We start from the raw sequence: 12949 nt of genomic DNA on the forward strand, positions 1-12949 counted from the left end.
TGCTATTTTTTTTGCTTTCTTTTTGGCTATAAATTTAATATACTACAGTTTAGTATCTGGTAATAAGATGAGATCTCACGAGATAAGGTGGTGCTCGCCATCGAACGCCTTCCTAAACGACAAAGGCAGCAGCAATTGCTTCAAGCCATTGAAGCTAATCCTTTTATGACAGACGAGGAACTGATGCGAACGTTTCAGGTCAGTATCCAAACCGTTCGCTTGGATCGGTTGGAACTCGGCATTCCTGAGCTGCGGGAACGAATGAAGCATATGGCGGTCAAAACGTATGATCATGTACGCTCACTGCCAATTGATGAAATTATTGGAGAAGTGATTGATTTACAGCTCGATCAAAGCGGTATCTCGATTTTTGAAATTAAAGAAGAACATGTTTTCTCAAGAACCAAAATTGCAAGAGGACATCATATTTTCTCGCAAGCGAACTCCCTGGCGGTTGCCGTCATCGACGATCCCATAGCTTTAACAGCTTCTGCAGACATCCGTTTTATTCGTTCTGTAAAGCTCGGAGAGAAATGTATCGCCAAAGCTTATGTGCGTTCCGTTTCCAAAGGGAAAGCAAGAGTCGAGGTGTTTTCATATGTTGGCGATGAAACGGTTTTTCGAGGCAACTTTGTGATCTTTCATTCGAAGAAAGAGCAACATCTAGATAGGGAGGACAAGCTGCATGCGAATCGCGATTGATGCAATGGGAGGCGACAATGCCCCTAAAATCGTAGTGGAAGGTGCACTCGCAGCGGCCAAAGAATGGAAAGATGTACAAATCATTCTGGTCGGCAACAGCGCCGCGATTGAAGCGCATCTCACAGAAAGGCCAGCGAACTTAACGATCCATCACACGGAAGAAGTCATTGAAGCAGAGGATGAACCCGTAAAGGCTGTCCGCCGCAAAAAAGACGCTTCTATGGTGGTAGCGGGAAGGCTAGTACGTGAGAAGAAGGCGGAAGCCATGATTTCCGCAGGAAATACAGGTGCTTTGATGACGACTGGATTGTTAGTCGTAGGTAGAATTCCTGGGATTGAACGTCCAGCACTGGCGCCTATGATTCCAACTATGGACGGAAACGGTGTTCTTGCGCTCGATCTAGGAGCTAATATGGATGCAACAGCGGAACAGCTGATTCAATACGCCATTATGGGCAGTATTTACCGCGCTAAAGTGCATGGCATTGCCAAGCCACGTGTAGGCCTGTTGAATGTGGGTACCGAAGCGACCAAAGGGAATGAATTAACGAAAACGGCATATCCTTTAATGGAACAAGCTCCTATTCATTTTGTGGGAAATGTCGAATCCTCACAAGTGCTTCGTGCCAAATGCGATGTCATCGTGTGCGATGGATTCGCAGGAAATATCATGCTGAAATCATTGGAAGGTGCTGCGTCTACCATTTTCTCGGCATTGAAACAAGAGTTCACCAAAACCTTTTTCACTAAACTTGCAGCGGCTGTCTTGAAACCAGGACTTACACAATTCCGCAAAAAGTTGGATTATAATGAACATGGGGCAGCCCCGTTTTTGGGTATTGATGGATTAGTCCTAAAAAGCCATGGCTCCTCCGATGCGAATGCCATTAAGAATGCAGTGCGTCAAGCGAGAATAGCCTTGCAAAATGATTTGGTTGGCACGATATCTGCCGAAATTAGCCACGGGAAGAGAGATATAACAACATGAACTTAATACCAGTTGGGGTACTCGGAACGGGTAAATATGTACCAGAACGAATTTTAACAAATCAAGAATTGGAAACCATGGTTGAAACGAATGATGAGTGGATCGTGACTAGAACGGGTATTCGTGAAAGAAGAATAGCCTCCGAAGGACAAGCTACGTCTGATCTTTGTTATGAAGCCGCATTGATTGCTCTGTCAAATGCTGGGGTTACGGCAGATCAGCTTGACTTGATTATAGTAGCGACGATTACACCTGATATGTCATTCCCTTCCACGGCATGTATTCTCCAAGAGAAGCTGGGAGCTAAAAAAGCAGCAGCTTTTGACTTGTCTGCAGCTTGTTCAGGTTTTGTATATGGACTTGCTAATGCTTCTAACTTCATTTCCACAGGAACATATAAACATGCACTTATCATTGGCGCAGATTGTTTATCCAAAATTACTGACTATACAGACCGAAACACGTGCATTCTTTTTGGCGATGGTGCTGGAGCCGTTGTTATCGGGGAAGTGCCTGAACATAGAGGTTTCAAATCGTTTGAGCTGGGCGCTGACGGCACAGGAGGTCCGCTCCTGAAAATTGAAGGTGGCGGGTCGCGTAATCCTTCCTCACAAGCCTCCATTGACCAACGTTTGCACTACATCTACATGGCTGGAGCTGAAGTCTTCAAATTTGCCGTCCGGATCATGGGCAATGCCGCTGATGAAGCGCTGCGCAAAGCAGGTTGGGAAAAAACAGATATCGATCTGCTCGTACCGCACCAAGCGAATATGAGAATCATTCAAGCTTCACTAAATCGTCTAGAACTGACTGACGATAAATGCATGATCAACCTAGACAAGTACGGCAACATGTCCGCGGCCTCTATCCCGGTAGCTCTCGCAGAAGCAGTTGAGCAGGGAAGATTGAACGAAGGCGACCGCCTCGTGCTAGTTGGCTTCGGCGGCGGCCTAACATGGGGCGCAGCTGCTTTGGTTTGGTAGACCGTTACTATCGGTCACTATCCCTTAGGCTCAGGTGTTTAGGAAATAACCATTCTTTTCTTTTTCCACTGAACTTGAGGGTTACGCTTGATAAATGCAGGTCAACCGAAAATACTTGCATCTGAAAAAGTTTTCGGGTGTTGCTATTAGCACTACCCCAAGACTCAGGTGTTTTAAAGACCTTTCTTTTCTACTTTTCTGCTGAACTTGAGGGTAACGCTGGAAAAATGAGTAATCAACTGGAAAAATTGCGTTGATAAAACTTTTCCGAGTGAAGCTATTAGCACTATCCCTTAGGCTCATGTGTCTTGAAGCGACAAATCTTTCTTCTTTTCAACTGAACCTGAGGGCTATGCAGGATAAATGCACTATAGAGGAAGTTTTGCAGCTAATAAAAGTTTCCCAGTGATGCTATTGACACTATCCATAAGACTCATGTGACTGGTAAAAGGCCTTTCTTTTCTTTTTTTCGCTGGACTCGAGGCAACGCTGGATAAAGGCGCGGTCGACTGGAAACCTTGCAGTTGATAAAACTTTTCCGAGTGAAGCTATTGGCACTATCCCTGAGACTCAGTAAACAAATTGAGTGGGCGAACTGAGGAACTTAAGAACTGAGGAACTGAGGAACTTAAGAACTGAGGAACTGAGGAACTTAAGAACTTAAGAACTTAAGAACTGAAGAACTGAAGAACTGAAGAACTGAAGAACTGAGGAACTGAGGAACTTAAGAACTTAAGAACTTAAGAACTTAAGAACTTAAGAACTTAAGAACTTAAGAACTTAAGAACTCAAGAACTGAAGAACTGAAGAACTGAGCCAAGGGGATAGTGTCAATAAGGGGTATAGAAAAATAATAGCTCGGAAATAAAATGGAATTTTAAGTAAAAAATATAATTAATTACTGAAAATTATCGCGGAAGGGGATCCTTTTCTCGTATGGGTAAAATAGCATTTGTATTTCCTGGTCAAGGCTCGCAGTCCGTGGGTATGGGGCATGATATATACACGAATCATCCTGCAGCTAGAGCATATTTTGAGCGCGCTAACGAAGCGCTAGGCTTCTCTTTATCTGATCTGATCTTCCAAGGTCCAGAGGACCAATTGAAGATCACGTATCACACGCAGCCTGCGCTGTTGACAACAAGCATCGCTTGTCTGGAAGTGTTCAAGGCTGCTGGCATTAAGCCAGACTATGTCGCTGGACATAGTCTCGGTGAATACAGCGCGCTAGTCGCAGCGGGCGTGCTCGCGTTCGAAGACGCGGTCCGCACGGTGCGGGCCCGCGGCGAATTCATGGAACAGGCCGTCCCTGGCGGCCTGGGTGCGATGGCAGCCGTGCTGGGAGCCGAGCGCGAAGCGCTTGCGGAGCTATGCGCGGCTATCACAAACGGCGGCTCCGTCGTGGAGCTCGCCAATGTGAACTGCCCGGGACAGATCGTCGTCTCGGGCAGTAAAGAGGGCGTTGCAGCGGTTGTAGAACGCTGCAAAGAAGCCGGAGCGAAGCGTGCCATACCGCTCGAGGTGAGCGGGCCCTTTCACTCTTCACTTATGAAGCCAGCCTCTGAGCGCCTCGCTGAGGTGCTCGCGTCGATCGAGATGAGTGATGCAGCCGTGCCCGTTGTAGCCAACGTAACGGCTCGTCCTGTCACGCAGCCCGGCGATATTCGCGGTCTGCTTGTAGAGCAAGTGTACTCCCCAGTATTATGGGAGGATACGATTGTTTATCTGATCGGCCAAGGCGTCGATACGTTCATTGAGCTTGGCTCGGGAACGGTTCTCGCCGGTCTGATCAAAAAGGTAGACAAAACAGTGAAGACCGTGTCAATCGGTAGCCTAGAAGCTTTGGAGAAGTATATGAAGGAGACTGATGACGATCATGTTAACGGGTAAGGTGGCACTGGTAACAGGGGCATCTCGAGGTATTGGCCGAGCGATTGCTTTGCATTTGGCTGAACATGGGGCCAATGTTGTTGTGAACTATGCAGGAAGTGAAGCTGCTGCTGGAGAAGTTGTTGAGCAGATTGAAGCGATGGGACGTAAAGCGATTAAGCTGCGTGCCGACGTAAGCAGTTTTCAGGAAGCCGATGATTTAGTAAAGCAAACGCTAGAAAGTTTTGGTAAAATTGATATTCTTGTGAATAATGCTGGCATAACAAGAGACAATTTAATCATGCGGATGAAGGAAGAAGAGTTCGATCAAGTTATCGCTACGAATCTCAAGGGTGTGTTCAACTGTGTAAAAGCCGTTACTCGCCCGATGATGAAACAGCGTTTCGGTCGAATTATTAATATATCTTCTGTAGTAGGTGTGCTCGGTAACCCGGGTCAGGCCAACTATGTAGCAGCAAAAGCAGGCGTTATTGGCTTAACCAAAGCGACTGCTAGAGAACTATCTTCTCGAGGCATTACGGTGAATGCAGTAGCGCCAGGTTTCATTGAAACCGATATGACGGACAAGTTGTCATCAGAGATGCGGGAGCAAATGTTGAAGCAAATTCCACTGGAACGCCTTGGCCAACCTGAGGAAATTGCTAAGGTTGTTCGCTTCTTAGCATCGGACGATGCGTCCTACATGACCGGCCAAACACTCCATGTAGATGGCGGCATGTACATGTAAGTTTTACCAGAAAGAGAATCTCAAAATTGACTACTGGCAATCTGTCAGAGATTCTCGTATAATACCAAAGAGGAGGTGAACCGGATGTCCGACGTATTGGATCGTGTTAAGCGAATTGTTGTCGATCGTCTAGGGGTTGATGAAGCTGAAGTCACCCTCGAAGCATCTTTCAAAGAAGATCTAGGTGCTGATTCTCTCGATGTAGTTGAATTAGTAATGGAATTAGAAGATGAGTTCGATTTAGAAATTTCCGATGAAGATGCCGAGAAGATTACGACTGTAGGAGAAGTTACGAATTACATAAAATCTCATACGTAATAGTCTACCGAGTCCCGTTTCTAATCAAGACGGGACTTTCTCTCCATTTTCGAACAATAAAAAAATGATGGTTTACTACATAGAAGGTGGTACAAATGAACAGAGTTGTAATTACAGGTATGGGCGTAGTTACTGCCCTTGGTCAAGATTTGGAAACGTTTTGGGGCAATCTGACTTCCGGTAAATCCGGAATCAGTTTGATCGAGAATTTTGATGTTAGCGAGTATCCGACTCGTATTGCTGCTGAGGTTAAAGATTTTAATATTGAAGATTATGTCGATCGTAAGGATTCGCGTCGAATGGATCGTTTCGTTCAATTCGCTGTTGCTGGTGCGGTTAATGCGCTAAAAGACGCGAACTTGAATGTAAAGGAAGATACGGACCCTGAGCGCGTGGGCGTATCGGTTGGTTCAGGCATTGGTGGATTGAATACATGGGAAGAACAGCATAGAATTCTTTTGGAAAAGGGTCCAAAACGCGTATCTCCCTTCTTTATTCCGATGATGATTGCGAATATGGCGTCTGGTCAAGTTTCTATGATTACTGGAGCAAAAGGACCGAACTCCACGGCTGTTACTGCCTGTGCGACAGGAACTCACTCCATCGGTGATTCGTTCAAAATGATTCAACGCGGCGATGCTGACGTAATGATATGCGGCGGTGCTGAGGCAACGATTACACCGATTGGTGTGGCCGGCTTCTGTGCTTTGCGTGCGATGTCGACTCGTAATGAAGAGCCTCACTTGGCTAGCCGCCCATTTGATACAGACCGTGATGGTTTTGTCATGGGCGAAGGAGCAGGCGTGATGATTTTGGAATCGCTTGAACATGCACAGAAGCGTGGGGCACGCATCTATGCGGAAGTGATCGGTTATGGGATGAGCGGTGATGCTTATCACATGACAGATCCAGACCCGGACGGCGCAGCACGTTGTATGGTCAAAGCGATTAAAGACGCGGGCATTAGTCCAGAGTCGATTTCTTACATTAATGCTCATGGAACCTCTACGCCAGTAGGTGATAAATCTGAGACAACAGCGATTAAAAAAGCATTAGGCGAGCACGCCTACAAAGTAGCTGTCAGTTCGACGAAATCAATGACAGGCCATTTACTTGGCGCTGCAGGCGGTGTAGAAGCTGTTATCTGTGGTTTAACTATTTCTAATAGCTTGATTGCACCGACGATCAATTTGGTCAACCAAGACCCAGAGTGTGATTTGGATTATGTGCCAAACACAGCTCGTGAAGCAAAGGTAGACATTGCGATGTCGAACTCGTTTGGCTTTGGTGGACATAATGCAACGATTATCTTGAAAAGGTTTGAAGCATAATTTGCCTTCCTACGAAGAAAGATAACGGAATATCATTCTCTCTGGGTGGTGAAAAAAGGCAATGAATCGTGATATCAAAGAGCTGCAGCAGCGAATAGGGATTACATTTCGTAAAAAAGAGCTGCTTCAGCAAGCTTTTACCCATTCTTCTTATGTCAATGAACACCGTATTGCTGGGCATAAAGATAACGAGCGTCTGGAGTTTCTAGGAGATGCTGTTCTTGAACTAACGGTTTCGGAATTTTTATATGATTCTTATCCAGGGCGTTCGGAAGGTGAATTGACGAAGCTCAGGGCGTCTATCGTTTGTGAGCCGTCACTTGTTACGTTCGCTGATGATTTGGATTTCGGTGCTTTTGTCTTACTTGGTAAAGGGGAAGAGTTAACTGGAGGGCGGTCTCGCCCGGCACTCCTCGCCGACGTTTTCGAGTCCTTTGTTGGGGCATTATACCTTGATCAAGGCTTGGATATCGTAAAAGGTTTTCTCAAAAAGCACGTTTTCGCAAAAATCTCCAGTGAAGGTAAATTGCTAATTATTGATTACAAGACTCTCTTGCAGGAGCATACCCAACATCACAACATGGGTTCATTGGAATACCGCATTGTGAACGAACGTGGGCCTGCTCATGAACGTGAGTTTGTAGCAGAAGTGCACATGGATGCCGACCTTCTGGGAACCGGAGCAGGACGTTCCAAGAAAGAAGCGGAACAGCAGGCAGCTGCTGGAGCCTTGTCGAAATTAAATGTGACCGTTCAGCGGTAATGCATATGGCTTAAAGGGGCGGCTGCGGCCGCCTTTTTTGTTTTTTTCTCTTATTTTTATAAGGGATATGTTACAATAATTTCTGAGGTGAGACCATGTTTTTGAAACGGATTGAATTATCCGGGTTTAAGTCTTTCGCAGACCGTACGGAACTGGAATTTGTACGCGGTATTACCGCGGTTGTAGGTCCTAACGGCAGTGGAAAAAGCAACATTTCGGACGGTATCCGCTGGGTGTTAGGTGAGCAAAGTGCGAAGTCCTTACGCGGCGGTAAAATGGAAGATGTTATTTTTGCAGGCAGTGATGCGCGTCGAGCTGTCAATTATGGAGAAGTCTCGCTGACGCTGGATAATACGTCGCAATCGCTTCCACTTGACTTCAATGAAGTGACGGTTACTCGTAGAGTCCATCGCAATGGGGAAAGTGAGTATTTAATTAATAAGCAGCCCTGCCGTTTGAAAGATATTACGGAATTGTTTATGGATACGGGGATAGGGAAAGAAGCTTATTCAATTATTGGACAAGGTCGTATCGAAGAAATTTTAAGTACGAAATCCGAAGATCGTCGCGGGATATTTGAAGAGGCTTCGGGGATTGTTAAATATAAATCGCGTAAACGAGAAGCCGAGAAGAAATTAAGTGATACCGAGCAAAATTTGCTGCGGATTCACGACCTGGTTTCTGAGCTTGAGGATCAAATTGGACCTCTACGTGAACAGTCTGAGAAGGCGACTCGTTATAAAGAGCTTCGGGAGACGCTCAAAAGCAGTGAGATTGCTATGTATGTACATCAAATTGATCAGATTTATATTTCATGGAATGATGCGAAGCAGCTGCTAGAGAAGCTAGTCAAGGAACAAACAGAGCTTTCGACTATTGTGAGTCAGCATGATGCGCACTTGGAGAAGCATCGGTGGGAGACTCGCAGATTAGAGGAGGAACTTGAAAAGCTTCAAGAAAGTCTGCTCCAGCTGAGCGAAGAATTCGAGAAGTGCGAAGGGCATGGCGAAGTGCTCAAAGAACGTAATAAGAATTATGTAGCTAATCACCAGCAGCTAAGCACTACAATCGCACTGCAAGAGCAGCGTAAAATAGATAAAGAAGATGAGCTGAGTGGGCAGCGGGAGAAAATCATCCAAATTGGCGCCCAGCTATTTGAGTTTCAAGCGAAGCTGACTGCAGAAGAACAGCGGTTACTTGGGGTTAACGGCGGTATCAGTTCCTCACCTGAAGACCAGTTGAAGGGCGAATTGTTGGAAACGCTAAACCGAATGGCTCAGGCGAGGAATGAGATTCGTTACGCTGAGCAGCAAACGGAAAGCATCGGTCGTCGTTTGGAAAGGCTTGATGAAGAACGTCAGAAGTGGGCGGAACAGCGTGAGAAAATTTTGATCCGTAAGCAAGAGTTGACGGCTAAATTGGAACAAACGGTTAGTGAAATTGAGAATGAACGACAAAGGTATGTGCAGCTAACCCAAAGCTTGAAAAGCAAGCAAGGGTTGCTCGATGAAGCGCAAGGCATGGTCCGCAAATGGGAGCAGAAGCTGGATGCGCTGACATCTCGCCGCGACACGATGAAAGAGATGGCCAACGATTACGATGGCTTCATGCAAGGAGTTAAAGAAGTTCTTAAAGCGAAGAGCCGCAAGGATTTGCGTGGTATTCGCGGGGCCGTGGCCGAGCTTGTTAAGGTGCCGGCTGACGTTGAGATTGCGATTGAGACGGCGCTCGGCGGCGCCTTGCAAAATATCGTTGTCGAGACCGAAGCAGATGGGCGTGAAGCCATTGCCTTCTTGAAGCGCCGTCAAATGGGACGGGCTACGTTCCTGCCTATGAATGTTATTCGCGGCCGCTCGATTTCAGATCATGAGCTTCGTTCTTTGAAATCTTCCAAAGGCTTTGTCGGCCTTGCGGTTGATCTTGTTTCATTTGAGTCCACCTACCAAAACATCTTTTCAAGCCTGCTTGGCAATGTTGTTGTGGCGCAGAGTCTAGAAGATGCGAACCATATTGCTGCTAAAGCACAGTATCGCTATCGGGTTGTGACGCTGGAAGGCGACGTTGTGAACCCTGGTGGTTCAATGACAGGCGGAAGCTTGCAGAAGAAATCAACGAATCTGCTTGGTCGTCAACGCCAAATTGAAGAGCTGGATGAGGAAATTAAAACTTCTGAGCAGCAGCTCAGCGGTTTGCGCAGCCAATCTAGTGTGATGAAGCGCGAGATTACGGATGATATGATGACGATTGAACAGCTCCGTCAGCAAGGTGAGCAAAAGCGTATCACCGAGCAGCAAATTCGGGCTGAATTGAATCCGCTTGAGTCTGAGAGCCGTACAGTCGAGGAACAGCTTACGTTGGATAGTCAAGATCGAGGCTCGCTGCTAGAAGAGCAGGCTGATCTTGGACGGAAGAAAGTCGAGTCCGAAGCAGCACTGGCTGAACTGCAGCAAGAGGAAGCTTCATTGCAGCAAGCGATTCGTGACGCCGAGCACTCCCGTAAGGCGAGTGAGTCGGAAAAGGAAGAGCTGCAAAGCCAGTTAACAGATTTGAAGGTCAAGGTTGCTTCTATTTCACAAGAGAAACAGTCACTCCAGGATCAACAGCGTCGACTGCAGCAGGATCTTGGTGAAGTTGAGCGCGAGATGGAAATGAACCGCGGTCTGCTTGGGCAGCTGGAGCAAGATATGGCTGCACTTGAGCAAGAGACAGTACTACAAGTTGAATTACTAAACGATCTCAAGCTCAAAAAGCAGCAATGCTCAGAAAACATTGATTTCAAACGTGCTGAGCGAACGGATTGGTTACATAAGCTCGAGCAAGAAGAGAATGAAACCCGGACACAACGCATTCAGCTGAAACAAGTTGAAGAGAGTCTGCATCAAACTGAGGTTCGTGTAACTCGATTGGATGTTGAGCTAGAAAACTTGCTGAAGAAGCTAGGGGAAGAATATGAGCTTAGCTATGAGTTAGCTAAAGAGCGGTATCCAGTTCCTGAGGATATCCAAGGTACGCAGGGCAGAGTGCGTGAACTTAAACGCGAGATTGCTTCGCTTGGTGATGTGAACCTTGGTGCTATTGAAGAATATGCGAGGGTCTCTGAGCGCTATGAATTCCTAGACTCTCAGAAAAACGACTTGATCGAAGCCAAAACGACACTTTATCAGGTCATCCGTGAAATGGATCAAGAAATGTCCAAACGGTTTAAGACCACCTTTGATGCGATTCGCTCGCACTTTGGCGTCGTATTTGCAAAATTGTTCGGCGGTGGCCGTGCGGATTTGATTCTATCTGAGCCGGAGAATATGCTGGATACAGGTATTGAGATCGTTGCACAACCGCCTGGCAAAAAGCTGCAAAATCTTCAGCTTCTTTCCGGTGGAGAGCGGGCTCTCACAGCGATTGCGCTGCTATTCTCGATTATCCGCGTAAAGCCCGTTCCATTCTGCGTACTTGATGAGGTAGAGGCTGCTTTGGACGAAGCGAACGTATCTCGTTTTGCCGAATACTTGCGTGAGTTCTCTGAAATGACGCAATTTATTGTGGTTACGCACCGTAAGGGGACAATGGAGGAAGCGGATGTGCTGTATGGGGTAACGATGCAAGAGGGCGGTGTTTCCAAGCTCGTTTCCGTTCGTCTGGAGGATGAAGAAGCCGCCATGTCCGCATCATAATTAGGTTGAATGTTATTTTATTAGGAGGAACTATGAGCTTTTTTAAACGATTAAAAGAAAGCATTTCCAGTAAGGCCGAAGCGGTCACGAATAAGTTCAGAGAAGGACTAACGAAAACAAGGGACGCTTTCGTCGATCGTGTGGATGATTTATTTAGCCGCCGCAAGAAGATAGATGAAGATTTTTATGAGGAGCTTGAAGAAATTCTAATAGGCGCTGATGTAGGTGTGAATACAGTGCTTAAGCTAATCGATCAGCTGCGCGCCGAGGTGAAGAAACGCAAAATTGAAGATCCGGCGGAACTGCAACCCGTTCTTTCCGAAAAGTTGATTGAGCTGTTAAAGGGTGACGCTGATGCAGGACTGAAATTAAATCCAAATGGATTATCCGTCATTTTGTTTGTTGGTGTGAATGGCGTAGGGAAGACAACGACAATTGGTAAAATGGCACATATGTTCAAATCTCAAGGGAAAAAAGTATTAATGGCTGCAGGCGATACATTTCGTGCCGGAGCAATTGAGCAATTGGAAACTTGGGGCCAGCGTGTTGGTGTGGATGTAATTAAACAGCAATCAGGCTCCGATCCTGCCGCTGTCATGTTTGATGCGGTCCAGGCTGCAAAAACGCGTGGTGTAGACATCTTATTATGCGATACGGCAGGACGTTTGCAAAACAAAGTGAATCTGATGGAGGAACTGAATAAGATCTATCGCGTTATCCAACGTGAGATTCCAGATGCTCCTCACGAGGTAATTCTCGTTTTAGATGCTACTACGGGACAAAATGCACTCAGCCAAGCGAAGCTTTTCGGTGATAAGACTGGTCTGACAGGTTTGGTGCTTTCCAAGCTCGATGGAACGGCTAAAGGGGGTATCGTCGTTGCGATTCGTCAGGAGTTGTCACTTCCTGTGAAGTTCGTTGGCCTCGGTGAGAAAATGGATGATCTTCAGCCTTTTGATTCCGAGCAATTCGTGCATGCCCTTTTTGGTAAATGGATCGGCGAGCAAAAAGAAGAAAATGCTTAATCATTTGTTTCATTGATGTATGAAAATTCTCCTCAGCCGTTTGTCGGTTAGAGGGGGATTTTTTTTGTTCTTAAACTGACAAGGTCAAATGCTTGACATTCATCTTGGAATTCAGTATGATAGGTTTTGTTGTGCTGCTGTCAAGCGTGCAACCTTTACGGAGGTGGATCATGTCGATCGATCAAATGCTTGAGAAAACGAATCGCGTTAACTTGCTATTTGATTTCTATGAACCGCTGTTGACTGATAAACAGAGAACGTTCCTCCAACTGTATTTTCATGATGATTACTCGCTAGGAGAAATCGCTGAGAATTTTGAAATTAGCCGCCAAGCGGTTTATGAACATATTAAACGAGCAGAGTCAACTCTTCAGGAATATGAGAGTAAATTGCATCTGGTACATAAGCACGAACAACGCATGAAGCTGCGTGCGGAACTGGTTCAGGTGCTTGAAGTTTGTGAACCAGAGCTAAAGAGGAAAACAACGGAACTTTTTGATACAATAGTAGGGATCGATTAAAACATAGAAAAGTCCAGAAGCAGGAGGTGA

11 protein-coding genes are annotated in these 12949 nt (G+C 46.2%); all 11 read left to right on the top strand.

Features of this window, described 5'->3' with window-relative positions:
* The first annotated feature begins 87 nt into the window (after positions 1-87).
* The 11 genes from fapR (at position 88) to NYR53_RS15700 (ending at position 12919) form a co-directional block, all read left to right on the top strand.
* A complete protein-coding gene (fapR, locus tag NYR53_RS15650) occupies positions 88-702 on the top strand; it encodes a transcription factor FapR (RefSeq protein WP_029195322.1) in 615 nt (204 codons plus the stop codon).
* On the top strand, positions 686-1690 hold the full coding sequence (gene plsX / locus NYR53_RS15655) for a phosphate acyltransferase PlsX (protein ID WP_261305998.1): 1005 nt from the start codon (positions 686-688) through the stop codon (positions 1688-1690). Before fapR ends, plsX begins: the two co-directional genes overlap by 17 nt.
* Positions 1687-2673, top strand: coding sequence for a beta-ketoacyl-ACP synthase III (locus NYR53_RS15660; protein WP_290428998.1), 987 nt, complete (start codon positions 1687-1689; stop codon positions 2671-2673). The genes plsX and NYR53_RS15660 overlap by 4 nt, the downstream gene beginning before the upstream one ends.
* Positions 2674-3609: 936 nt before the next feature.
* On the top strand, positions 3610-4563 hold the full coding sequence (fabD, locus tag NYR53_RS15665) for an ACP S-malonyltransferase (protein WP_261305999.1): 954 nt from the start codon (positions 3610-3612) through the stop codon (positions 4561-4563).
* On the top strand, positions 4550-5290 hold the full coding sequence (gene fabG / locus NYR53_RS15670) for a 3-oxoacyl-[acyl-carrier-protein] reductase (protein WP_261306000.1): 741 nt from the start codon (positions 4550-4552) through the stop codon (positions 5288-5290). Before fabD ends, fabG begins: the two co-directional genes overlap by 14 nt.
* Before the next feature lie 84 nt (positions 5291-5374).
* A complete protein-coding gene (gene acpP / locus NYR53_RS15675; RefSeq protein ID WP_028558238.1) occupies positions 5375-5608 on the top strand; it encodes an acyl carrier protein in 234 nt (77 codons plus the stop codon).
* A gap of 95 nt (positions 5609-5703) precedes the next feature.
* Entirely contained in the window at positions 5704-6939 is a 1236-nt protein-coding gene (gene fabF, locus NYR53_RS15680) for a beta-ketoacyl-ACP synthase II (RefSeq protein WP_261306001.1), read from the top strand.
* Between the two features lie 61 nt (positions 6940-7000).
* A complete protein-coding gene (gene rnc / locus NYR53_RS15685) occupies positions 7001-7702 on the top strand; it encodes a ribonuclease III (RefSeq protein WP_047672770.1) in 702 nt (233 codons plus the stop codon).
* Positions 7703-7797: 95 nt separating this feature from the next.
* Entirely contained in the window at positions 7798-11373 is a 3576-nt protein-coding gene (smc, locus tag NYR53_RS15690; protein WP_261306002.1) for a chromosome segregation protein SMC, read from the top strand.
* A gap of 32 nt (positions 11374-11405) precedes the next feature.
* Entirely contained in the window at positions 11406-12398 is a 993-nt protein-coding gene (gene ftsY / locus NYR53_RS15695; RefSeq protein WP_261306003.1) for a signal recognition particle-docking protein FtsY, read from the top strand.
* 170 nt (positions 12399-12568) lie between these two features.
* The gene (locus NYR53_RS15700; RefSeq protein WP_261306004.1) at positions 12569-12919 is read left to right on the top strand and encodes a putative DNA-binding protein; all 351 of its coding nucleotides are present in this window, start codon (positions 12569-12571) and stop codon (positions 12917-12919) included.
* Positions 12920-12949 lie beyond the last annotated feature (30 nt).

The sequence above is a fragment of the Paenibacillus andongensis genome (assembly GCF_025369935.1).
Classification (GTDB): domain Bacteria; phylum Bacillota; class Bacilli; order Paenibacillales; family NBRC-103111; genus Paenibacillus_E; species Paenibacillus_E andongensis.